Source organism: Pseudoalteromonas sp. SG44-8 (assembly GCF_014164125.1).
Classification (GTDB): domain Bacteria; phylum Pseudomonadota; class Gammaproteobacteria; order Enterobacterales; family Alteromonadaceae; genus Pseudoalteromonas; species Pseudoalteromonas rhizosphaerae.
In genome coordinates, this window is sequence record NZ_JACJEQ010000001.1 from 204,559 (window position 1) to 229,831 (window position 25,273).

A 25,273-nucleotide genomic window follows, 5' to 3' on the forward strand; every position below is an offset into this window, starting at 1 on the left:
AATTAGAATGTGTATTTAACACCTACACGCATTTCCCAAAGTGACGGCTTAGTTTCTACACTTGCACCTGCTGGATCATTAAAGCTGGTGTAAACGTATTGACCATTAACAATTTCAGTCGTTACAGCGTTTTGTAATGCGCTGCCGCTTTTCAGCACGCCCCAATCGTCATTTAGCATGTTACCGATATTTTTGATAACAAAGTATGCTGAGCCTTTTTGATCATCAGTAAAGCCCATAAATTCTTGCTCAACTTTGAAATCGAACGTAACCCACCAATCACCATCAATGCTGTTACGGTTATTGATTTTACCGCGAGTTAGGCCTTCGCTTTCAACCCACTCATTAAAGGCTGCTTGATCAAAATCTGCACCATAAACAACTTGGCTGTCGTCAAGTGTTGGTACATACAATAATTGACGAGCAGCATCGTTGTATCCCATACCACCTGATCTTGAGTCAAATCCATATGAGTAAGGTGTTGTTTGTTGTGCTTGACCAAATAGGTTGAACTTAGTCTCGTAACCATCAAATAACTCATGGCTATACGCTAAACTCATCGTAAAGCGGTGCGGAATTTCATAGTTAGATGTTGCCACACCTGGGTTTTCAGAATCAGACACCGCAACGTAATGATAGTTAGAAAATGCTACAGAGCTAGTCATCGGGTTAACATCTTTAGACACTGTATATGCATAAGAAAGAGCAAAATCGATGCCATTATCAAATGACTTGTTCATTGCAAGAGACAGAATATGCGAGTAAGCATCATCGCCTTTAACATTGGTTAACAAGAAGTCTGAACCACCATTGTAAATTGGGCGACCATCTGGCGCTACACCAGTTTTTTCATATGCTAAGTTTTTAACAATGGCTGAATCTTGCTTATCGGTATAAAGGTAGTCAACATTAAACACATAATCGCTTTCAGTGATATAAGTACCACCTAGTGAGAATTTCCATTCTGATGGAATTTCAAAGTTAGGATCCGTCACATTTACATCAGCATCAGCACCACCTTGGCCTACTTTATCATATAAGCCTTGTGGAATATCGTAACCAGGTTGACCTGCGCCATTGAATGCTATTGCATCAGGACCAAGGATTTGGATATTTCTTTGATTAACTTGAACATTACGAACACCATCGTTTGAATAGCTGTTAGAAATCCATACGTTAGGGTTACCACCTGAATATAAGCCAATACCGCCGCGCAATTCTAACTGATCATTATATATCCAGTTAACACCTAAGCGTGGTTGAAGTAAGTCAACCCCATCAAGATTTTGGCTATTTGAATAGCCATAACGTTCTTCAAAGTTAGCATTATAAGTTGGTGTATCATCACTGGTATACCAGTCATAACGAAGACCTGCAGTAAATGTTACATCATAATCAATAAGTGCAAACTTATCTTGGAAATACACTGTATTCAGTGCATATTTGAATTCACCCGCGGCATCATCAGGATTTTGGCTTGAAGCGTTACCATAGTAAATTCTGTCTACAAAGCCGCTTTCAAACTCTTCAATAGAACCAAAACGGTATTCACCTTCATTATGCTGTACAAATAAGTTGAAAACATCAAGCTCTTCACGCTCATAGCCAAATGATAGCTCATGGTCTTCAAGGTAATATGTACCACCTAATTTAAGTGATAAATTATCATACTTAAGTTTGTTCGCTTGGCGAGAGTCATCAGGACCCATGTAAATATCAATATCACCAGTATCGATTCTAAACTCACCAAAACCAGATGCTGCATCAAGTGAATTTTGACGATTATCAAGTTTTGAGTAACCTACGCGAACTTCAGTTGAAAAGTTATCAGTCCAATCTGAATATACTGATGCTACGTAAGATTGTAGCTCAGCACCACGCTCATAAAAATGATTAGATAAAGCGATTTCGCTAGAATCTGCGTCTGACTGGGCTAGGCTGAAGCCGTCGTTATAGTTATAAACAAAGCTTGCACGGTGAGCTTCGTTAATATTCCAATCTAGCTTAACTAAGATTTTTTCATCTTCAACTGGCATGCTAGGTACCATAGTACCTGGGTCATAATTATATTTATCGATAGCAATTTGGGTAACGCGATCAATAGTTGCCTGATCAATTCGACCGTTAGCAAATGGCGTATAATTAAAAATTTGTGCGCCTTCAAGCTTCTCATAAGAAGTGAATAAGAATAGCTTATCTTCAATAAGAGGAAGGCCTACGTTAAAGCCGTAACGTTTTTCTGAGTAATCACCAAGCTCTTGTTTCTCGCCTTCAATTGAGTCACCTGACATTGAGTCATTGGTATAATCATAGAAGAAACCACCAGTGATTTCGTTGGTACCTGACTTTGTTACGGCGTTAATGTTACATGAAGTAAAACCACCATATTGAACATCAAATGGTGCAAGTTCTACTGCAACTTGTGCAATTGAATCAAACGAGAAAGGCATTCTTTCAGTAGGGTAACCACTTGAGTTTAAGCCAAAGTTATCGTTCATACGAACGCCGTCAACAGTTAAGCTGTTAAAACGTGGGTTACCGCCGCCACAATTGATAGCACCAGCGTTTGTTTCATCGATATAGATACGTGGATCAGCGCGAATAATATCTTTTAAGTCACGGTTAATAGCTGGTTTGTTTTCTAAATCATCTAAAGTGAAATAAGCAGCTGGACCTGTGCTGCCTGATTGAGCGCTAATTGGCGCGCCACTAACAACGATTTGTTCCATTTGTTGCGAGCGAAGTGCAACAGTTACTGGGTAAGTTTGACCAAGTGTTAAATAAACATCATCAAGTTGAGTATCTTCATATTTATCAGAATCAACAATGATTTTATATGGGCCGCCTACGCGTAAACCTTTTGTAGAGAAGTTACCTTGTTCATTTACTGTTGTTGTTTTTGTTGAACCAGAAGGTAAGTGGATAATAGTAATTTGAGTACCAGTGGCTGGGTTGCCATTTGGACCTGTGATTTGGCCTTTTACAGATGATGCAGTTTCATTTGCAAACGCTGCGCCACTTACGCCAACACAAGCTGCGATAGCAAGTGAAAGTGCTGTTTTGCGTAGTTGAATTTTCATTATTAATTTCCCGTGTAAGGTGTAATATTTTTTAGTTTTGGTATTAATTTGCTCGGATTTTCCAAGCAGCTAAATTGTACCCTATTATTTCATTACAAATAAGTTACATTGCACATAAATTTGTAATAAAAGTAGTTTAGAACAAAATTGCGGTTTTTCGAGCAATTTAGTACCCATGGGTCAATTTACTCATTAAATATGACAAAAGTATGAAACCCAGTGCTTTATGCATAAAAAAACCCGCTAAAAGCGGGTTTTACATAGAGTTTTAAAAATTAGAACTTGTAGCTGATACCAATCTTAGCTTGCCATGTTGATGAGCTCGTTATTTGGCTATAGTTTCTTACATCAGCTCCACCAAAGCTATTATCAATAATATAGCGTCCTTGGTCATCAAGACCACCAAAATCATAAATAGATTGGTCTGAATAGCCCAAGCTTTTTTCTATACCCCAATCGCTATTAAGTAGGTTAGCGAAATTATCAATCATAAGGTATAGCTCGCCACTATGGCCGTTAGCAAAGCCAGGGATTTCTTGTTTAATGCTGATGTCCATGGTGGTAACCCAAGGCTGCGTTCCAGTATTTTTACCGATAATGCCGCCACGTTGAGAGATACCTGCGCGGTCTAAACGCTCTGCTAATTGTGCCCAATTCATTTCAGAATCAGCCCAATTGACATTCGCGTCATCAGCACCCGTTGGAATATAGGCCAAATAAGCACTGTTGGTAAATAAAGAACTTGTGTCGCCTAAGTGAGCATCTTTATACATATTCATTGTATAACTAAATGGACGACCAGAACGGCGTTCAAAATACATATTAAATTTAGTCGCATAACCGGCAATAAATTCAGCATTGTAGCCTAAGTTAATTTTGAAACTATGCTCAACTTCATAAAAGCCACGTGCTGCCACATCTTGGTTACGATTAGCCGTAATATTGTGCTTATAGTTACCTTCGGCTTGCGACGCTGATCCAACAGAAGACTCAGTAACATCTTGATGAGCATAACTTGCAGAAACAAATAAACCGTTATCCCATTCTTTAGCAATACCAGTAGAGATAATGATAGAGCGACCATCGTCGGTTGAATTAGTCATTGCAATATCAACATTATCTTTCAATGCACCACTGTAGATGGTTTCATTAATTACACGCTCGCCGTCAGCAGCTAAACCAATAGGACGGATAGAGGTATTATGCCATACAGCTTCATTTTCTTTTTTGTGGTAAGCAATTTCGGCCTGCCATTTAAAGCCATTACCTAATAGTTCAGAATCAAATTCATATTCAAAGCCAACTTGGGCACGAATACTTGAAGGTAGCTTGAAATCAGGATCAATGTAAGCGGTGCTTCCAGCGCCTTGCACTAACGAATTTTTAATAACATCAGGGACCTGAGTGATATCTGCTGGGTTATTTTGGTAGTAGTCGTTTATTACACTATTTGGTGCAGAAACGAGGGTAATACCATCTTTTTGAAATGAGTTGTTATACCAGACATTTGGAATGCCACCTTGGAAACGACCAATTCCACCGTTGATAGTTAATGCTTCAGTTGCATAATATTTAAAGCCAACTCGAGGTAGAATAATATCTAAACCATCAAGGTTCTCTTGATTACTAAAACCATAGGTGCTTAGAAAGCTTTCATTAAGAGTCGGTTTATCATCAGATGATAAGCGCTCATAGCGAAGGCCAGCTGTCACTTCTAAGTCATCACTTAAGTAAAAAGTATCTTCAACGTATAAAGCAAATTGACTACGTGTAGCATCATAGGCGGTATCTGCTGAATTATTAGTGTACGCATTTTGATATGAGAAGTTGTATGCACTCACTTCGCGGTTAGCAAAATTTTCTAGACTAGTGAATTTCCATGTACCTAATGAGTTTTCAGCAAAGAGGTTATATAAACGAAGTGACTCATATTGAGCCCCAAAGTTTATTTCGTGCTCGTCCATTAGATAAGTTGCATCAAACATCAGTGTTAAGTTTTCAGTTTCAGATTTGTTCGCATGGCGATATCTATCAGTACCAAAATTAAAATTAGGGCCATTTCTGCCATCTTCTTCTACGGTAATGCTGCCTAAGTTAGAGCGAGTAATACTGTCAGAGGTTACATCTTTATAGGCAATACCAATCTCTGTTGAAAAGTCTTCAGTCCAATCAGAGTAAAGTTTAGTGGCAAAATTATTAAACTTAGTAACATATGCATATGTATTTGATTTTAAGACTACTCTATTTCCACCTTTACTCTCATTTTTCTCAGCTTGATCGTCTTGCCACTGGTATGTGAAATCTATGCGATGCTCATCACTGGCATTCCAACTAAGTTTAACCAATAAATTTTTATTGGTGTCTTCAGGAGCCCCGGCTAATGAGTCTGTTAAACCATATTCGTCATTTAAAATAGCAATAAAACGATTGTAACTGTCTTCGGTTATATTAAATTCATTTGCAGCACCAGAATCTTTAAAGCCATACTCTAAATCCTGCTCACTTGACCACTGTGCGTAGTTTACAAAGTAAAACAGTTCATTTTTAACAACTGCGCCACCGACATTAAAACCAAAACGTTGTTCAGTTTGAATCGGTTTTACTTTATTTGTTGAATAAGTTTTATAACCGGCTTCATCAGTACCTCTTTCGTTAATTGTTTGAACATCGCCGGCCATATCTGGTGTAGATGTTTCATAGAAACCTGAAAATTTGAATTCGTTAGTACCAGACTTCGTTACGGCATTTATTGTACCGCCGCCAAAGTTACCTTTAGAAGCTGAAAAAGGTGATACGTCTACTGAAACTTGCTCTATTGCATCAAGTGAAACAGGAGGTTGAGACGTTGGGTAGCCCTTAGGATTCAAACCAAAGTCATCGTTTTGACCAATACCATCAACAGTCAGGCCATTAGTACGAGGGTTGCTCCCCGCAAACGTTAACTCGCCATTACCATTGATACTTGCTAAAGGATTTAGACGGGCAATATCTTTAATGTCACGGTTAAAGCTTGGCATATTTCTGATTGTATCTTCGCCAAATGTACTGCTTGAACCACCAGATTGTTGAATAATTTTATAGCCTGATACTTCAATTTTTTCGATGTTAGCTGCTTGAAGCTGAGAATTAAGACGATATGTATCGCCCAGCTCTAAATATATATTTTCAAGCATGGTATCGGTAAATTGGTCTGAATCAATAAACACAGTGTAAGGGCCGCCAACACGTAAACCATTGGCAATAAAGGTACCGCTTTCATTGGTTGTTAATTCGCTTACAGTGCCAGTTGGTTGGTGAATAACTTTAATTTTCACATTTGCAGCTGCAGTGCCAGAAGGTGTAGTAATTTTACCACGCATAGCGGATGAGGTATCTGCTGCCATTACGCTTGTAGAAACACCTAAGGCTAGGATCACAGCCCCAGTTAATTTCGAAAGGCGAAGCTTATTCATTTTGTTGATTCCCGTGGAAAGTTAAGGTTTATTACTTGTTTGTGTTAGCTGACATCTTAAGTGCCTTTGCTAACGGTTTTGCTGAACTATCAAATAACGTATTTAATAATCCTGCTAATCGAATACCGGCTTGTTGTAAGCGAGTTTTAATAATCGGTGTATTTTCGTAAATGTAGCTAAAGCCAATCTCGTCATTATTTAGCTTGTATAGTTTGTCAGCTAAATTGTGTGACTCTGTTACCCATTGCTCTGGTGAACTGGCTAGGTACTCGGTAATTATTTCTGCATTATTTGTATCAATAAACTGCGCGAATTCAGTGAATGATAGGTTCTCATTTTCGATTAATTTAGTGTCCCACAATGAGTGCAGGTTGGTTGGCTGGCCAAAAAAGGTAACGTTAACACGGTTACCACCTCTGTCTTCTGCACGTCCTGCATGAAACGGCTGATGGCTATCGCCAACCAAATGAACAAGAAAGCGTAAGCTAAAACGTTTGGCATCTATTGAGCTGTTTTTGTTTTGTAGTGTATCGATGGCAAAATACATCCCTTCAAGAATGTTGCTTACATTATCTTTATTTAAATTTTCATCGTGGCTGTGAGTAAATGTAGTTGAGTTGCTTGGCGCGTTAATGTAATGCCAACGAGAAGATTTTTTTTGCCAAAAAGGACTCGGATCAGAGCGCATTTCATCAGCCCAAGTAGCAATTTGCGCTAGGCTTTGCCCTTCTAAAAGTGCTTTAAGCTCTGCTTTAGTTGCGTCTGTTATGTGATTTTCGGCAATTTTACCGACAATTCTGTGGCCATTTTGTCCCCAAGCCAATACATTTTGTGATGATAAAAGTACTGCGCCGACTAAAAGATAACTAAATCCATGTGTAATTTTGCGTAACATTTGTGTTTTCCTCAATGATCTTATTTGGCAAGAGCGGCCTCTTCTATGGCGCGAATTGTCCTGATTTTGAGATAAATAGGAAGGACTCAAAGAAATTCATAATTTCCCATTGATAGTTCTTTTAATTCATAAGCTTAACTGTTTTGGGTAAAATTACTTGTTGTAATAAGTAATTTAAATTGGTCAAATAGGAGGATGAATCGTTTTGGATTGTTGAACTTTTGAAAATTAAACAGCTGCTTTTGCAACACAGCTTCTTTGTTACTGTTTTGTTACTGTTTTTTTTGTTGGTTTGGCTCAGTGGCCAGCTGAGTGTGGTTACATCAACGGGTACCTTGAAGCCTTTAATTGAAACATCTAGTCGTTGTCAGACGAGGGCAACAGAAAACCAAGCGCAATTAATTGTCTATGCCTCGTCGCAAAAGGTCGCTCGTTCTTTAATACAAAACCTGTGTGAAGATCCCGTTGTAGCAAAACAATATGGCGAAGTGATCGCTTTATGGGGTTACCGTACTGCCGATAGCATTGAGTTCATTGGTAAAGGTATTGCTGATTTAATTTTAGCAAAAAACAACATTATGTCAGCCTTCAAAGCTGAATCGACCTATAACTACCAGCCTGTGGTTGGCTTTCCAAGTTATACTGCGTTTTTTATTTCAGCTAAAGAAAAGCCAAAAATTAACAAGCAATACTTTTTGGGGAAACGGATTGGCTTACTTGATTATCCTACAAGCCGATCGGGGCATATACTACCTAAACAAAAGTTTAAAGATTTAGGGATCAACCTTGAAAATTTAAAAATTACTTACGCCAGTTCACATAATGAGCTTAGGGAGTTATTAGCCAATGGACAGGTTGATTTAATAGCCTCTTTTTGGAAGGAAGCAGATCAGGCGCATTTTTCTAAAAATTATATAACTCCAATCAGCGATAATGTAATAGGCACACGTTGGTACTTTAAAATGCAGCATGAGAACACTGATTTGCTGTGCGCTATCCAATCTCAATTAATCCAATTATCTAAGCAGCAAGTGTCGACTTATTTTAATCATGTTGAACCATACTGGCATTGTTCAGCGGGTAAAGCTGAATTCTTAGGAGAGCAACGTGATGAATAATAAGCGCTTGTTTGGCGTGACACTGCTTATTTTTAGTGCGGCGCTATTGACGTTTAAACTCTCTAGTTATCTGCAGCAGGCGCAACATAACGATTTAATAATGGCTGATATTGAAAACCGAATTGCACTAGATTTACCTCGGTTAGACTTATCAAATCGTTTTTTGAAACACTCGGGTAATCATGATGCTATTGTTGGTTATCTAAAACGTTTGAATATGCAATTGATACAACAGCCAATTCAAGTTAATACCATCAATGATGTCTCACTGGCATTAACAAATAATGGCCGCGAAAGTCGGATAGAGTATCTTGAAACAAGTGATCAAAAAGTTGCGATTACATTTTTAATTGAGACGCGTTGGTGGCATACAAGCGATATTTATACCTTTATTGTATTGTTATTATTGGCTTTTTTATTTTCTAAGTGGGCTGAACTTATTAACCGAACATCGCTGAAACACTTAGCATTAAAAGAACAAGTAGAGCAACTTCCACTGATTAATGTACAAGTGAAACTAGTGATTGATTTGCAAGATAAGGTTTTGGCTATTAATGATAACGCTGAGATAAAAGCTGGCTTAGCTAACAAACCACTGTGTTTTTACTTGGCTTTAATCGAGTTTTGCGTTGAGAATCCGGACGTGACACTTAATCAAAACAAAGATGTGCCGGATGAGTTAATTGAACTTGCTAATAAGTATTTTTACCGATTAACACAACTTGGCCATACTATTCGTAAACGGCCTAATTTTACTAACAGTCTAGAAAAAACCTTGAGTGAAATTAGGGCTGCATTGGATGAGGTACTTATTGAACACTCACAGCTGAAGGAAATATATTACCCTCCTAAGGCACATGGTGAAGGCTCTCGGTCACGGTTACATAGTTATGGTTTATCGAATATCAAAGCAGATGATATAGAGGTGATAGGCAAATAACCTTAACCTGGTTAGTGAGTTAGTTCAGAATAAAAACCTCACACTGCTAATACTTAAACTGTGTGAGGTAAGCTCTGATTATTTAGGAGCAAATTCAATGGCTTTGACTGGACTATTTTCAATAAAGAAGCGTTTTAATGCCTGTGCATCTGTTTCGTCAGTGCTGACAAATCCTTTATGATTTATCAGTATCGGGTAGCCGTCACCGCCAGATGCATTGTAGCTATTAATGCTCATGCGATAGGTTTTGTTTTTATCCAAAGCTTTGCCGTTGATCATCACTTTAGTCAGCGCATTATCGTTACGCTCGAAGCTTAATTTGTGGTATTGCAAATAAGCACCAGAATCCGGTGGGAAACTAGTTACAGTCTCAAGGTAATCCCAAAGCTCTTGGCCTTGCCAATCAATATACGCGATGCGATTTTTAAAAGGGTGTACTTTTAAAATATCTTTATAACTAACTGCACCTGCAGCAATACTATCACGTACGCCACCGCCACTGATGATACCAAAATCGGCGCCAACAACATTCATTTGTGCTTGCACAATAACGCGCGATAAGTTGGTTTGTTGATAACGAACTTTATTGCGATCGCCCTCAAGCTTTGCATCAACATAACCAATTTCACCTTCAATTTGTTTTGCACCTTTGGCTTGGTAATCAGCTAAAAATGTTTTTAAGGCAGCGTCTGGTTTGATGTATTCGTTGGCAAGCTCAGGCTTAATTGAACCATCAGCTTGCGTTTTATCAACGTATAAGTTAACTGGCAATAATTTATAATCTAATAAGGTTAATACGCCGTTTTCTTGTTTAAACTCGGCTTTGCCGACATATTTACCCCATTCATGAGCTTGCATTATCCACGTACCATTTTGTTGGTCTGGTTTACATGTCATACCGGGTTTAAAGTTATCGTCATTTTTATTTTCGCTTGCCATGCACACAGGTTCTTGTGAGTGACCGCCGATGATCATATCAAGGGTATGAGCCGGTAAAGAGCGGGCAAGGGTAACATCGCCAGGTGCATTTATGCCATAATTCGCATCAACATAATGACCCATATGAGTTACTGCAATCGTGATATCCGGTTGATATTGTGCTTTGATTTTCTCAGCTAAAGCTTGGGTTACTGCAACGGGCTCTTGAAATTCAAGGCCGCCGATATACTGCGGGTTGCCTATTTTAGCGGTATCTGTGGTTGTCAAACCAATAACGGCGATTTTCAGCCCCTGTTTGTTAAAAATCTTATAGGATTCGAAGGCATTTTTACCGGTTTTTTTATCAATTATATTAGCCGAAAGAAGCGGGAAATTTGCCCACTGCTGCTGTTGTTTTAAAACACTCAGTGGATTATCAAATTCATGATTACCAATCGCCATCGCATCGTAACCAATTAATGACATTCCTTTAAAATCAGGCTCTGCAAATTGCAGGTCTGATTCTGGAATGCCTGTATTTATATCACCACCAGATAGAAGTAGCACTGCGTGACCTTGTTGCTGCGCATCAGCACGTAACTGGTCGATTAAGGTTTTACGTGCAGCCATACCGTATTCACCTTTTTCGTTATGCCAAAAGCGGCCATGATTATCATTGGTATGTAAAATGGTGAGATAGTGAATATCTGCTGTGTCAGCTTGTTGAACGGAGGTTTGATGATTACTACATGCAGTAATGCTTAGTAATAGGAAAAATGAAAGTAATATGCGCATAATATGACCCGTGTTGTCAGTGTTGTGCTATTTATTAAGCGCATAGTTTAAACTAGTTTTATTGCAAAATAACGTAATTATTCTATTTTAATGTCATCTTGGAAATTTAACTTTCCAGTTGCCGCTAATTGACGTCGCTGTAACTCTTGTTCTGCTAATGCTGATTTTTCATGGTTATTACCCACCATCCAGTTTAAAAAGCTTGCCGGTAACTTAGTGTACGCCTCTCCTTGGTGTAAGCCAAAATCACAGATGTGTTGCTCTTCATACGACATAGTTGTTAATCCTGTTGTGTGTGTTTTATTGTTATAAATAATACTAACAAAATAAACTCGGCTATTAAGACGATTTCGTTTTAAACAAAATTTATTTATAACGTGAGTGAATAACAAGATAATGTAATTACATGTAATTTAAATGTAATCAATTCGGTTTGATTTGTTTAAAGGTACGTTTTGCTATCGTAATCTCCACAAGAGTTCTTTATTATTTGCATTAAATTCACATCACCACAACATTCTTCAGGATAGATATAATAATGAAAAAACTATTACTGTGCGGTTTGTTAACCGCAACCTCATGTGCAAGCCATGCCACTGTAGTTGAAATGCAAACTTCACAAGGCGCTATTAAGGTCGATTTGTTTGATCAACAGACTCCGAAAACAGTCGAGAACTTTTTAAGTTATATACAAAGTGATGCGTACAACCAAACCGTGCTCCACCGTTCAATCAAGGACTTTATTATTCAAGGCGGAGGCTTTACTTTTACCGATGATTTTAAAGCGATCACAACGTCACCAGCTGTTGTGAATGAGCCAGAACTATCGAATGTAAAAGGCACGATTGCCATGGCAAAAGTCGGCGGTGATAAAAATAGCGCCACCAGTCAATGGTTTTTTAATCTCAAAGATAATAGTGCAAATTTAGATAAGCAAAATGGCGGTTTTACCGTATTTGGTCAGATTACAGCAGATAGTTATGCAGTGCTTGATAAGATCTCTGCTTTAGTGCATTGCGGTGAAATACCGGTAGTTAATCTCACTAAAGACCAATGTGCAAGTGCAGATACTACGCTGACTATTGCTAATTTAGTGTCGATCAATAGTGTTGTGGTACTGGATAATGATCCAAATTCGTCAGTAAATTTATCTCCAAAAGAAAATACGCTAATTGACGATCCAACTCCAACTCAGCCTGATGATGGGGATAGCTCAAGTGGTAGTATGAGCTGGTTACTACCATTATTATTGCTTGGCTTTAAACGCCGCCGCGCAGCTTAAAGATATATACTTGCTATCGGGTTATGTGTCCCGATAGCAAACGTAACGCTTTAGAGTGCAAATACCCGCATTACTAATAACACCCACATAGTTAAAACCAGTAAACAGCCAAGCAAAAAGCTATAATAGCGAGGTTTTACGCTATTGCTGCCTAAATGAATAATACTGTGAATGACGCGCGAAATCACAAAACCCCAGGCTAAAGTAATAAATACATAACCCGCTGCATTGAGCTGTAAAGCAGCTAAACAGGCTACAAAAAATAGCACTGGTATTTCAAACTGATTAATAAAGTTTCTACCGGCAATATGTACATCATCACCCGCATTATTTAATTGCATAGTGGCAAAATCTTGCATAGTAATCGTTTTGTTACGCGCCGCACTAAAACGGCGGCGGCCCATGACTACCATTACCGTAAAAGTGAGTAGTACCTGAGAAAACATCGCGAGTAATACATATTTTTCCATTAAGAGTCTCATTTGATAAATAACCTAGCTTTAAGCCTAGCAGTTTGTCTTTATAATTCACAATGTGTTACAAAGTATTTAGAAAAATGATTGCAAGCGTTTTGAATTTTACCGATCATTCAAACAACAAATAAGTATGGATCACATTCTCAATATGAAAAAAATAATTACTTTAAGCGCTATTGCTTTAGCAGTATTAAGTGGCTGCGGCACTACCACCACAGCGGTACAGCAGCAAACGTCATTACTTTCAGATACGCTGGTAATAAGTCCCAACGATACTCGTCAATATAAAACCCTTAAACTTGCGAATGAGATTGAAGTAATTTTAGTGTCGGATCCAACTGCTGAAAAATCAGCCGCTTCATTGAGTGTGGGTGTTGGTTTATTACATGATCCAATCAGCCAGCAGGGAATGGCGCATTATTTAGAGCACATGCTATTTTTAGGCACAGATCGTTACCCAGATACCAAGGGTTACTCTGATTTTATGACTAAAAACGGCGGCGCCCACAATGCTTATACATGGTTAGATATTACTAATTACATGTTTGAAGTAAATAACGATGCTTACGATGAAGCATTGGATCGTTTTGCTGACTTTTTTAAATCCCCTAAGCTTTACCCAGAATACACCGATAAAGAAAAAAACGCAGTAAACGCCGAATGGTCAATGCGTCGCGAGATGGATTTTTTTGGTCAGTTTAAGCTTGCCCGACAAATGATGGGCGATCATCCAGCTAATCGTTTTTTAATCGGTAATCTTGAAACATTAGGTGATAAAGACGGTAGCTCTCTACATAAAGAAACCGTTGATTTTTATAATAAATACTACTCTTCTAACATTATGAAAGTAGCAATGATTTCAAATCTACCACTTGCGGAAATGGAAGCGAAAGCACAAAAATACTTCGCTGATATTGAAGATAAAAAGATCGACAAACCAACTGTTACCACAAAGCTAGATTTTGATAACGTAGGTGGAAAACGCGTTCACTACGCGCCGAATGAAGACGTAAAAGAGTTACAACTTGATTTTACTATTACCGATAACAGCAATGAGTTTGCCGTTAAACCTAACCGTTTTGTAGCATACTTATTAAGCAATGAAATGCAAGGTAGCCCGGCGCAAATTTTGCGTGATAAAGGCTGGGTTTCACAACTTTCAGCCGGGGCAGCACCAACCCAATATGGTAATTACGGTGCGCTGACGGTTAATGTGCAATTAACAGACGAAGGCATGAAAAACCGTGAAACGATCGTTGCAACAATAATGCAATATATTGATTTGATCAAAAAAGAAGGTGTAGATAGTAAATACTTTAATGAAATTCGCACTTCACTTAATAATGAATTTCAATTTTTAGAAAAAGGTGATGAATTTGGCTATGTCAGTAATTTAACTGGTAGCATGCAAGATTATCCACTAAACCACGTTATTAATGCGCCTTTTTATTATGCTAAGTTTGATGCAGCTGCGATCAACAACGTACTTGCGCAACTCAATGCTGATACTCTACGTATTTGGTATACCTCACAGCAAGAGGAAACTGATTCGCAATTGCATTTTTACGATGGTAAATACCGCATTGAAGATATCAGTGATGCTGAAATTGCCAGCTGGAGTAAGCCTAGTCAGTTTGCCTTAGCATTACCCACGGTAAACCGTTTATTACCAGAGAGTTTTGCGATTAAAACAGCACAATTTGCAGAGCAAAAACACCCTAAGCTGGTATATGATAAAAATGGCGTAAAAGTATGGCGTCAAGCGAGTCAAAACTTTGCCGAGCAACCGAAAGGTTTGGTCGAAGTTTACTTAAATACCCCAGATGCTCTGACGGATATCAAAGCTAAAGTACTTTATTCAGTATGGTCTGACTTATTTAATTTACAACAAAGCAAGCTAAGTACCGAAGCTGCCGTGGCAGGTATGAGTGTTGGCCTTGAAGCAAGTAACGGACTTATCCTTTCAATGAGTGGTTTTACCGATAAACAAAATGTTTTACTCGCGCAAGCACTGACAAATATTGATGTGCAAGTAACTGAGCAAGGTTTTGCTCAAGCGCTTGATCGTTACCAACGTGATTTATTAAACGCCCAAAAACAATTCCCTTATTATCAAGCATTTGGTGAGTACTCTAAATTAATACGAACAGGCAGCTTTGACACCGATGCACTGATCAATACGGCAAAAGCATTAACCATTGCAGATTTTGAGCAGCTTAAACAGCATACCTTTGCTAATAACGAAATGCGGGTGTTCACTTATGGTAATTATAACCAATCAGATGTTGAAGCGATAGCTAAAGAGTTAACGGCAGTTTTACCAGCGGCGCATAAAAGCACTGAATTTGCGCGCAGTAAAGCGTGGTTACCGCAACCAGGCGAAACGATTGTATTGCAAAAAGATATTGATGTGGCTGATGTAGCTATCATTGATATGACCGTACACCCGATTGCAGGCTATAAGCAAAAAGCGCAAGCGCAAGTCTTACAAGGTCACTTTAGTACCGTCGCGTTTGACAAGTTACGTACTGAAGAGCAATTAGCATATGCGGTTGGTGGCTTAGCACGGCCAATTGAAGATTACTCAGCGATTGGCTTGTTTATTCAAACCCCAGTAAAAGATGTAAAAACCATGCAAGCGCGTTTTGAAGAGTTCAAAATGCAATATGCAGTAGAGCTTGATAACATGAGTGAAGAAACCTTCGAGCAGCTTAAAAATGCCGTATTAGTGTCGCTTAAACAGCAGCCTAAAAATCTTAGCGATGAAATGGGCCCACTGATTGGCGATTGGTATCGTGAAAACTTTGATTTTGATTCAAAGGATAAGTTAATCGCTGAAGTTGAAAAAGTCACGCTTGCAGATATTAAAGACTACTACCAGCAAACTATGTTAAACCCACAAGCTGCGCGTTTAAACGTACAGCTTCGTGGTAGCAAATTTGCCGACAAACCGTTTGCAGATTTACCAAAACAAACATTGGTAACAGACTTACGAGCACACTTTAATGGCATTAAATTGCAAAAGTAATTTAGCACATTGAAGCGTTGAAAAAGATCAAAGCCCAAGCGATTTGCTTGGGTTTTTTTATGAAAAAATAAAAATACAGCGAACCTTTTACATTGCTAAACCGTCTTGTAGAAAAGATATTAAGGAGAGGCATGAATTCGACGCAAATAACGCTTGCTGTAATTAGCGCACAGCAAGGGGATGAGGCAGCTTTTAACTCATTATGTACTTATTTGTATAATCCTAGTTTTCTATTTGCGATGAAACTTTGTAAACAGAAAGACTTAGCAAAGGATATAACGCAAGAAGCGTGGACTGTGGTAGCAAAAGACATTCGTAAATTAAAAGAACCAAGCGTGTTTAAAGCGTGGCTATTTAGAGTGGTATACCACAAGTTTGTTGATGTCACCCGTAAAGATAAGTACATAGAAAGTTTTCAGCCGGATAAGCATGAACAATCAATAGATACTACACATTTTAATGAGCAATCTATTGATTTAGCAAAATTAATAAATAACCTGCCAGATAGTGAGAGGCTCAGTGTTTATTTGTTTTATTTAGAGCAAATGTCAATTAGCGACATTGCTTTAATAACAAATGTTGCTGTTGGCACAGTTAAGTCACGTTTACACCGAGCGAGAGCACAGCTGGTAAAATGGTTGAGTGAATAATTGGAGAGAGTGATGAATTTAGATGAGAAAATAAAAGAGAGCTTACAGGCTGAACAACACAATTTGGAGTCTGTTTTAGAGACTGATTCTGGTTTATTCAAACAGTTTACACGTATATATCGCGGAAAAATGCGCAGTTGGACAGTTTTAGGTACGATGTTGGCTTTTATACTCACGGCAATTTTTATACTATCAGTCTATCAATATTTTAATGCTGAGCAGATAGCACAGCAACTGTTTTGGGCTGTGTGTTTTGTAAGTAGTCTAATGATGCAAATTGCCGTTAAACTCTGGCTGTTTATGGAGATGAATAGGCAATCTATTATTAAAGAAATTAAGCGAAGTGAATTTGAAATAAGGCTGATGCTCAGTGAACACTCAATTTCAAAGATTAAAAACTAAGTTTTAATCTGAACGTTAAAAGGAAGTTTCATGAAATACATAACTTGGTCTTTGTTGTTATTGTATTCAGTATGTAGCTACAGCAGCAACTCATTTGCTGATGATTTTGTAAACGCTGCAAATGATAGAACAACACAAAGCGTGCGCTATGACGGCGCTTATCAACGCATTGCCTATCCAAATGGCGATGTACCTGCCAATATTGGCGTATGCACAGATGTGATTATTCGCAGCTACCGAGCACTGGGTATCGATTTACAAAAGTTAGTTCATGAAGATATGCGCGATAATTTTTCAGTCTATCCATCAACAAGAATATGGGGGCTTACTAAACCCGATAGTAATATTGATCATCGTCGCGTGCCTAATTTACAGGCTTTTTTTAAACGCCACGGTACAGTACTGCCCATAACTAATAATGCTCAGACCTATAAAGCAGGCGATATTGTCACGTGGATGCTGCAGGGCAATTTGCCGCATATCGGTATCGTGGTAGATACATACACTGCAGATAACAAAACCCCATTGATAGTGCATAACATAGGCGCAGGGCCGCAACTTGAGGATGTACTGTTTCGTTATAAGATCACCGGCCATTATCGGTATGAGCCAGCCGTTAATTGATTGCGGGTATCTGGAAACATTCAGAAAAGCCAGCATGGTTTGCTAAAAAACCGAAGTGGCAGGGCAAAATTTACTCAGCACAGATAAACAAAGTAAAAATACTTGAGTTAACGAAATAGCCTAATTTTACGACTCTTTAAGGAGCGTTAAATGCATCAGAGTGTTAAACAAAAATTTACGATGTACCCTGAAAATATCGCGGTTGTATTACATGAGATCAGAAGTCTGATTTTGCAGGTAGCTGTGCAGGATGGCATCACTGAACTTGAAGAAACACTCAAGTGGGGAGAGCCGAGTTATATTTCAAAAATAGGCACTACCATTCGTTTTGATCACAAACCAAAATCAGCTGAGCAATTTTGTATTTACTTTAACTGTAAAACTAAACTTATTGAAACCTTCAAAGAGCTTTATGGTGATACGTTTAGCTATGAAGGTAACCGTGCTTTGGTGTTTAAGCTTAATCAAACCGTGCCAGTTAAAGAGCTAGCCCATTGTATATCGTTGGCTTTGCGCTATAAAAAAATAAAGCACCTGCCATTGCTAGGTGCTTAAATTTAAGAAGTTATTGTCCGGCAGAAAGAGCAACAGCGCGATATAAACTCCCGCCTACGCAAATCTCGCGCTGACAATAGTTATTTGGCTCTTGCAGCGCGAGCCCCATGCAGTTTTTTATAGCTGTCGATCAAACGCTGATGACGATCTAACCCTTCAAGTTGCATATTGGTTGGAGTTAAACCGTAGAACATCACATCACCATTGATAGAGCCGACGACTGCATCCATTACTTTTTGGCCAAACATGCGGGTGAAGCTGTGAATGTAGTCTTCAATTTCTAAGTCATCATTTAGCGCAACTTCTAAAGTCGCGTGCATTGCTTGGTAGAATAACCCGCGTTCAACAGTGTTATCGTTAAACTGTAAGAAGGTTTCAACCAGTTCCATGGTCGCTTCTAAATCGCCTAATGCTAAGTAAATTAGCAGCTTTAGCTCAAGAATAGTTAACTGACCCCACACGGTGTTTTCGTCAAACTCAACGCCAATTAAGGTGATGATATCGATGTAATTATCAAGCTGGCTGTCTTCTAAGCGCTCAACTAAGTCGGCAAGTTGGTCTTCATCTAAACTGTGCAGATTTAAAATATCTTCACGGTATTTAAGGGCTTTATTGGTGTTATCCCAAATTAAGTCTTCGACAGGGTAAACTTCTGAATAATCAGGCACTAAAATACGGCATGCGATGCCAAGATCTGAAAATTCAGCAATATAAGCTTCTTTACCTAAGGCTTTTAAAATACCAAATAAGCTAGCTGTTTCTTCTTCATTAGTACCTGAAAAATCCCATTCCACAAAGTCATAATCGTGTTTAGCACTGAAAAAGCGCCATGAGATCTTACCGGTTGAATCAATAAAGTGTTCAACAAAGTTTTCAGGTTCAGATACTGCCATGCTGTTGAATGTTGGTTTAGGTACGTCGTTTAAACCTTCAAAGCTGCGACCTTGTAATAGCTCTGTTAAGCTACGTTCAAGGGCGACTTCAAAACTTGGGTGTGCACCAAATGAAGCAAATACGCCACCGGTTTTCGGGTTCATTAACGTTACGCACATGACAGGGAATTGCCCGCCTAGAGATGCGTCTTTTACAACAACCGGAAAGCCTTGCTCTTCTAAGCCTTTAATACCGGCAACAATACTAGGATATTTAGCAAGTATCGCTTCTGGTACGTCTGGCAATACCAGTTCTTGCTCGATGATTTGGCGTTTAACAGCACGTTCAAAAATCTCAGATAAACATTGTACTTTGGCTTCGGCAAAGTTATTACCCGCACTCATGCCGTTACTTAAAAACAAGTTTTCAATCAAGTTTGATGGAAAGTATACAGTTTCGCCGTCAGAGTGACGCACATATGGGATCGAGCAAATACCTCGCTCAACATTACCAGAGTTAGTGTCGATAAGGTGCGAGCCACACAGCTCATCTTCAGGGTTGTAAATGCTCAAGGTATAGTCGTCTAAAATACCTTCTGGTAGTGAGTCATCATCAGTGAGCTGAAACCATTTTTCGTTCGGGTAATGAACAAATTCGCTGTTGGCAATTTCTTCACCAAGGAACTGGTCATTGTAAAAAAAGTTACAGTTTAAACGTTCAATAAACTCGCCAAGGGCTGAACATAATGCGCTTTCTTTGCTGGCGCCTTTACCATTGGTAAAGCACATCGGTGATGCAGCATCACGAATATGCAATGACCAGACGTTTGGTACAATATTACGCCATGATGAAATTTCAATCTTCATGCCTAAGTCAGCCAAAATCGCAGTCATATCAGCAATGGTTTGCTCAAGCGGTAAATCTTTACCTAAAATAAAGGTGTTTTCGCTGCCTTCTGATTTTGCCATTAACATGGCTTGCGCGTCGTTATCTAAGCTTTCTACGGCATCAATTTTAAATTCAGGTATGGTTTGAATAACACGCTTTACGGTACAACGATCAATAGAGCGTAAAATGCCGGTGCGGTCTTTTTCTGAAATACTTTCAGGGAGTTCAACCTGGATTTGGAAGATTTGGTTATAACGATCTTCAGGATCAACAATGTTGTTTTGCGCAACACGAATACCGTCAGTCGAGATATCACGGGCATTACAATACACTTTAATAAAGTACGCAGCACATAAAGCCGAAGATGCTAAAAAGTAGTCAAACGGACTTGGCGCAGAGCCATCGCCTTTGTAACGGATTGGTTGATCCGCAATGACTGAGAAATCGTCAAACTTAGCTTCTAATCTAAGATTATCGAGAAAATTAACTTTAATTTCCATTGAGTTGGTCCACCTTCGTGCGCACTAATAAGTAAGGCCAATAGGTGTTTGCGCCAGACTTTGTCAGTGTATTTTCATTTAGCTGCAATTATCCGCTTTTTAAGGGAGCACATACAAGTAATAGTCGAGGTTAATTAAAATAAATGCTATTTGCAGCGCATAAATTGGTAAAAGTCACGTGGTTCGCTGGTTTTGAACTCTTTATGAGGCTGTAAACTTTATACTCAGAGTAAGCCTAAAGTTTTTACAGTAAGAGGTAGAAAAGGTCGTGAACTCCAAATAATTTAGTACTAATTAATTAAATCGATTATCACTGATGTTTTAATTTTGTTGTTATTTTGTAATTAATTTGGGGCGGAAGCTTAGGTATAGTAGGCAAAATTTTCATCTGTGGTCTAACTTTAATAATGCATATTGCAAAAGACTAATATCATAAGGTAACGCAGATGATGAAAAAGCTGTATTGGTTATTAACTGTAAATTGCATCCTGTTTACAGGTGCTTCTTATGGCGAGATCAACTTATCAGGGTTTACTAGTATTAATGCTGGTAAAGTTTTATCTGGAAGTGGGGTCCCGCAGTACGATATACCACCTACTTTTTTGGCCGATTATCCAATAGTATCGTCTTACGACGAAGATGTTTCGTTTAAACCAGAGAGCTTATTTGGGCTACAAATTAGCGCTGATTTAGCTGATGGACTATCGGTGACAGGCCAACTAGTTGCTCGAGGCGCTAATGATTTTGATGCAAAAATTGAATGGGCTTATCTCTCATATGAGATTAATGAAAATTGGACTGTTCAAGCAGGTAAAAAACGATTGCCCCTGTTTTATTATTCGGATTTTTATGATGTAGGTTACGCCTATGTATGGATGCGTCCGCCTGCGGATAATTATACGTGGCAAATATTTAACTACAACGGCGTAAATGCACTATACAGCGGTGAAATTGGTGATTGGTCTGTAATGGGCAACCTTTATTATGGAGAAGAGGATGATACAGAAAATAAGCTCCTTAGTGAGTTTTTTTTCAAAGAGCCAACACGTGAAATTTGGCGTGATATGTTAGGTGGGGTATTGCAATTAAATAAAGAGTGGTTCGAAGTTAGATTAACCCATATGACTTACAAAAATGAGCGCTACCGTAGTGGTGAGCGAGTATTATTTGACGGTGAAACTAGCCGTACAGGTAAGTTTTATGGTGTTGCAGTTAACTTAGACTTTGAAAGTTTATTTATATTAACAGAGTTAAACCGGTTGGATTTGAATGGCAACCTTGACACTTCAATGATTACGCTAGGTTACCGTTTAGACACAATTACTCCTTATGTTTCTTACTCTCAATTTAAAGAAGATGCCGATGATGGTGAACAGCACAATACAACGTCAGTCGGAATACGCTGGGATTTTCATTCTTCAGCGGCTTTTAAAGTCCAGTTTGATAAAGTGAATGATAAATCATTTGATTTAGCTGTTGCAGGTGATAGTGAGTCGATCACACTTGGCATTGACTTGGTATTTTAAGGAATACGCTATGATGTTGTTAAAAAAGATACTTTTACCACTTTTATTGCTTAGTTGTTATTCAGTAAACGCGGAAGTAGTTGTTGTTGTTCATCCTACAAATAATAGTAGTTTTGATCAATCTGAGATTTCAAAGCTCTTTTTAGGCAAGGCCAAATCATTTTCTGATGGCAATCAAGCTGTTCCATTGAATCAAGAGGAAGCCTCTACAGCACGCCAAGAGTTTGATGCGAATGTTTTATCAAAATCAGGTAGCCAGTTAAAAGCATACTGGTCAAAGCTTATTTTTACAGGTAAAGGCTCGCCTCCTAAAGAAGTGACTAATGATGCAGAGGTAATTGATTTAGTAGGTAAAAATCCAAGTATGATTGGTTACATTAATGCTGCATCGCTAACCGATTCAGTGAAATCGGTTGGGAAGTTTTAGTAATAATTTAGATAAAAACGCAAAACGTTAAAATCGATTACAGGAAACTGTAATCGATTTTTTTTAGATTTATGCACCTTAAGCAATCACTAAAAACCCGACAAATGCACAGGCAGCTGCGATGAGTGTATAGGGCAATTGAGTAATTGCGTGACTCATTAAGTTACAGCCTGAACCTTGGGCTGCAAGGACAGTTGAATCTGAGTAAAAACATGCTTGGCTACCAAATGATGAGGCAGATAACAGCGCACCAATCACCAGCGGTATATTTGCATCAACCGCGACTGCCAGAGGCATCACAATAGGAATTGTTACCGCAAAAATACCCCAGCTTGAGCCTGTAGCAAACGCCAAAATTGCCATTGCTAAAAACACCACTGCAGGTAAATAGCCTGCGGTCATGAATGGGCTTAAGGAATCAATTACAAACTGTGGTAATAGTAGTTGGTCGCACACATCTTTAAAAATAAATGCGGCGATCACAGTTCCTATTGCTGGCAACATGCTTTTAAAACCATCGAGCATTTTTTCAATCATTTCGGCAAATGGCATTAGCTTTTGCAGCATATAAAATGGAAGCGTCACGGCGAATGTCGCTAATAACCCTTTGTATACATCAATGTCAAAATACACAGTGAACGCAACGAGCAATAAAATAGGCAGTAAAAAGTTGTACAGTTTGCCGTGGCTGTCTGCGCTTTCAAAGCTTTCTTCAACGGCTTTTACTGCGTATTCATCGGCAGTTTGCACTTCGTTGTACTGTGCAGGATCTACTTGCGGTTGTTCTTGCATTGCCTGTAATTGGGCTTTTTTCATCGGCCCAAATAAAGGGATAACACCAAGTACCACTAATGGCACAAGTAACACGGCAAACCATGCATACAGCATATAGGGGATTGCTTGAATATACACGGCAATACCTTGGCCTTCGACGGCGATGTTGTTATCAACCAATAAGCCACCAAAAAATACTGCCCATGTAGACAGTGGTACTAATACGCAAATTGGCGCTGCGGTAGAGTCAACTACGTAAGCAAGCATCTCACGGCTAATTTTGAATTTATCGGTAATGCGTTTCATGGTTTCACCCACGGTAAGCGCATTGAGGTAGTCATCAATAAAAATAACGATACCAAGTAAAAAGGTCATGAGTAAAGATGAGCGTGGGCCTTTACAAAAACGCAGCGCAAAACTACCAAATGCTGCTGCACCACCGGTTCGCACTAGTAATGCGATTAACGCACCAAAGCCACCACACACTAAAATAAGCCAGCCGATTGTTTCATCTACCATTACTTTTAATGATGCCGCAGCAAAGTTGCTAAGCATTTCAACAGGATTTAGCATAGCAAGGCCAACAAGGGCACCGATCAGCAAAGATAAAATAGGACGACGTAGCACGATCGCCAAAACCACCACTACAACTGGCGGCACAAGACTTAACGCAGAAGGTTCGAGCATTTAAGTATTCACAAAATAAAAAGCATTTGAGTAATTGGCTCAAACTGCTTAACAAAAACAAAGAATGTTAGCCCAACGGCTGATATTCCAAGTCACTGCTTTTGCACGCAGAAGTCACTGTTAGGTTTCGCGGTGGGTTTAGCACAATTGCGACACAGTAAAATGCGTTGGCTTGGCGCCAGACGGTGCAGGGGATGCATGCCGCTATTGTTATGCCGATAAAAACATCAGCGGGAAAATAATCTGCAATTGCGTTCGAGTCAATAAAAACTTTTAATTTAGTTAAAAATTCTTAATAGATGAATATTAATGCTTGCATTGTTTAGGTGAAACACCAAATTTTTGCTTAAACAAACGGCTAAAGTGACTGGGGTTGGTAAAGCCAAGATCGTAGCAAACTTGACTTATTTGTTGTCCTGATTGTAGAAGTTGGCGAGATTTCTTTAATCTTAGCTGTTGTTGCCACATGGCCGGACTTTGCCCAAAGGCGAGCTTGAATTGCTGGTAAAATTTACTACGGCTCATGCAGGCTATTTTACATAAAGTATCGATATCTAAAGTTTGATTAAGATGTTCTTTAATAAAATGCAGGGCATCGGTTAATGGGCATGCAATAGTTTGTTGGCAATTGGCGAGCATTAAATCGCGGCTTTGTTGTTGTAATAATCGAGTGATTAACTCATTTACTGATAGATCAATTAGATAATGACGATCTTGCTCGTTTTCGCTAAATAACCCAATCATCCGTTCAAGTAATTGTTGGGTTTGTTGATTGTGTTGGGTATGCACCAGCTTTGGAATGTAATGAAAAAAATCATCGCTGCTTATTTGCTGCTGCATATTTAGCGCGTCAGCTACTTGGCTGATTTTATCGCGGCTAATTTCGATAGCCAAACAGGTGGTAGGTTGCTTCATTGATGCTTCTGGGAAGTCGATTAAAACCCCTTGTTCGGGTGCTAATACAAATGATTGCTGGGGTAAAAACTCTTCATGGTAGTTACTGTCAGCAACGTGCATCACTTTTTTACCGCTGATCATGCCGCAAAACAGCAGTTCGCTGGAATGCAGTGCTACTTTTTGTGCGTCTTGGTAGGTGTCGTAAATGCTCAGCTCGGCGTTGTCTGAGGCAAAAGTAATTTTATTTTCGATCAGTACATCAACCGCTTGGCGCTTTTTAGTCAGTTTTTCAGTCAATAACGTGGTATTCATTTTATTTCCTTTAAACACGACCAACAGAGTTTGGACGCACAGACATGTTTTTTGGACAGCTAATCAAGTTTTTATGCTTCTTATAAGCTAATGTCAACAGGTGACGGATAAATAAACAACAATCTCCCGTCAAACTTAGTCAATTTGATTAAATTTAAAAAGCAACATTTTGAA

19 protein-coding genes are annotated in these 25,273 nt (G+C 38.9%); 10 read left to right on the plus strand and 9 right to left on the minus strand.

Annotated elements, in window-relative coordinates; all coding sequences use genetic code 11:
* Window positions 1–2: 2 nt before the first annotated feature.
* From H5163_RS00875 to H5163_RS00885, 3 genes are all read right to left on the minus strand, one after another.
* Entirely contained in the window at window positions 3–3,080 is a 3,078-nt protein-coding gene (locus tag H5163_RS00875; RefSeq protein WP_145234362.1) for a carboxypeptidase regulatory-like domain-containing protein, read from the minus strand.
* A gap of 275 nt (window positions 3,081–3,355) precedes the next feature.
* Window positions 3,356–6,532: a TonB-dependent receptor gene (locus tag H5163_RS00880; RefSeq protein WP_182733981.1), complete on the minus strand. Its 3,177-nt coding sequence runs from the start codon at window positions 6,530–6,532 to the stop codon at window positions 3,356–3,358.
* Between the two features lie 31 nt (window positions 6,533–6,563).
* On the minus strand, window positions 6,564–7,427 hold the full coding sequence (locus H5163_RS00885) for a S1/P1 nuclease (protein ID WP_182733983.1): 864 nt from the start codon (window positions 7,425–7,427) through the stop codon (window positions 6,564–6,566).
* 221 nt (window positions 7,428–7,648) lie between these two features.
* On the opposite strand from H5163_RS00885, the gene H5163_RS00890 reads away from it, so the two are divergent.
* Window positions 7,649–8,545, plus strand: a complete 897-nt coding sequence (locus H5163_RS00890; protein ID WP_182733984.1) for a PhnD/SsuA/transferrin family substrate-binding protein — start codon at window positions 7,649–7,651, stop codon at window positions 8,543–8,545.
* Window positions 8,538–9,485, plus strand: coding sequence for a hypothetical protein (locus tag H5163_RS00895; RefSeq protein ID WP_182734206.1), 948 nt, complete (start codon window positions 8,538–8,540; stop codon window positions 9,483–9,485). The genes H5163_RS00890 and H5163_RS00895 overlap by 8 nt, the downstream gene beginning before the upstream one ends.
* 78 nt (window positions 9,486–9,563) lie before the next feature.
* On the opposite strand, the gene ushA is transcribed toward H5163_RS00895, so the two are convergent.
* Together ushA and H5163_RS00905 are read right to left on the minus strand one after the other, a co-directional pair.
* The gene (gene ushA, locus H5163_RS00900; protein ID WP_182733985.1) at window positions 9,564–11,198 is read right to left on the minus strand and encodes a bifunctional UDP-sugar hydrolase/5'-nucleotidase UshA; all 1,635 of its coding nucleotides are present in this window, start codon (window positions 11,196–11,198) and stop codon (window positions 9,564–9,566) included.
* 77 nt (window positions 11,199–11,275) lie between these two features.
* Entirely contained in the window at window positions 11,276–11,473 is a 198-nt protein-coding gene (locus H5163_RS00905; RefSeq protein ID WP_145234351.1) for a hypothetical protein, read from the minus strand.
* A 263-nt stretch (window positions 11,474–11,736) separates the two neighbouring features.
* On the opposite strand from H5163_RS00905, the gene H5163_RS00910 reads away from it, so the two are divergent.
* Entirely contained in the window at window positions 11,737–12,480 is a 744-nt protein-coding gene (locus H5163_RS00910; protein ID WP_182733986.1) for a peptidylprolyl isomerase, read from the plus strand.
* A 50-nt stretch (window positions 12,481–12,530) separates the two neighbouring features.
* On the opposite strand, the gene H5163_RS00915 is transcribed toward H5163_RS00910, so the two are convergent.
* Window positions 12,531–12,950, minus strand: a complete 420-nt coding sequence (locus tag H5163_RS00915; RefSeq protein WP_149979989.1) for an MAPEG family protein — start codon at window positions 12,948–12,950, stop codon at window positions 12,531–12,533.
* A 154-nt stretch (window positions 12,951–13,104) separates the two neighbouring features.
* On the opposite strand from H5163_RS00915, the gene H5163_RS00920 reads away from it, so the two are divergent.
* From H5163_RS00920 to H5163_RS00940, 5 genes are all read left to right on the plus strand, one after another.
* Window positions 13,105–15,984 (plus strand): insulinase family protein, encoded by a 2,880-nt coding sequence (locus tag H5163_RS00920; protein WP_182733988.1) that lies wholly within the window; start codon window positions 13,105–13,107, stop codon window positions 15,982–15,984.
* A gap of 131 nt (window positions 15,985–16,115) precedes the next feature.
* Window positions 16,116–16,634 carry an RNA polymerase sigma factor gene (locus H5163_RS00925; protein WP_182733989.1) on the plus strand — a complete coding sequence of 173 codons (519 nt, stop codon included), beginning with the start codon at window positions 16,116–16,118 and terminating at the stop codon, window positions 16,632–16,634.
* Window positions 16,635–16,646: 12 nt separating this feature from the next.
* The gene (locus H5163_RS00930; RefSeq protein WP_182733991.1) at window positions 16,647–17,036 is read left to right on the plus strand and encodes a DUF6768 family protein; all 390 of its coding nucleotides are present in this window, start codon (window positions 16,647–16,649) and stop codon (window positions 17,034–17,036) included.
* A 30-nt stretch (window positions 17,037–17,066) separates the two neighbouring features.
* Window positions 17,067–17,660 (plus strand): DUF1287 domain-containing protein, encoded by a 594-nt coding sequence (locus H5163_RS00935; RefSeq protein ID WP_182733992.1) that lies wholly within the window; start codon window positions 17,067–17,069, stop codon window positions 17,658–17,660.
* Window positions 17,661–17,810: 150 nt separating this feature from the next.
* Window positions 17,811–18,215 (plus strand): DUF1801 domain-containing protein, encoded by a 405-nt coding sequence (locus tag H5163_RS00940; RefSeq protein ID WP_182733994.1) that lies wholly within the window; start codon window positions 17,811–17,813, stop codon window positions 18,213–18,215.
* 80 nt (window positions 18,216–18,295) lie between these two features.
* On the opposite strand, the gene H5163_RS00945 is transcribed toward H5163_RS00940, so the two are convergent.
* Complete coding sequence (locus tag H5163_RS00945; RefSeq protein WP_182730759.1) at window positions 18,296–20,476, minus strand: OsmC domain/YcaO domain-containing protein; 2,181 nt, start codon at window positions 20,474–20,476, stop codon at window positions 18,296–18,298.
* Window positions 20,477–20,922: 446 nt separating this feature from the next.
* Between H5163_RS00945 and H5163_RS00950 the strand changes: the two genes are divergently transcribed.
* Complete coding sequence (locus H5163_RS00950) at window positions 20,923–22,002, plus strand: porin (protein WP_392352553.1); 1,080 nt, start codon at window positions 20,923–20,925, stop codon at window positions 22,000–22,002.
* 10 nt (window positions 22,003–22,012) lie between these two features.
* On the plus strand, window positions 22,013–22,429 hold the full coding sequence (locus H5163_RS00955; protein WP_310736407.1) for a phosphate ABC transporter substrate-binding protein: 417 nt from the start codon (window positions 22,013–22,015) through the stop codon (window positions 22,427–22,429).
* A gap of 78 nt (window positions 22,430–22,507) precedes the next feature.
* Here the strand turns inward: H5163_RS00955 and H5163_RS00960 are convergent, their stop codons facing one another.
* Together H5163_RS00960 and H5163_RS00965 are read right to left on the minus strand one after the other, a co-directional pair.
* Window positions 22,508–23,890, minus strand: a complete 1,383-nt coding sequence (locus H5163_RS00960) for a Na+/H+ antiporter NhaC family protein (RefSeq protein ID WP_145234337.1) — start codon at window positions 23,888–23,890, stop codon at window positions 22,508–22,510.
* Between the two features lie 306 nt (window positions 23,891–24,196).
* Window positions 24,197–25,099, minus strand: coding sequence for an AraC family transcriptional regulator (locus tag H5163_RS00965; RefSeq protein ID WP_182733996.1), 903 nt, complete (start codon window positions 25,097–25,099; stop codon window positions 24,197–24,199).
* Window positions 25,100–25,273 lie beyond the last annotated feature (174 nt).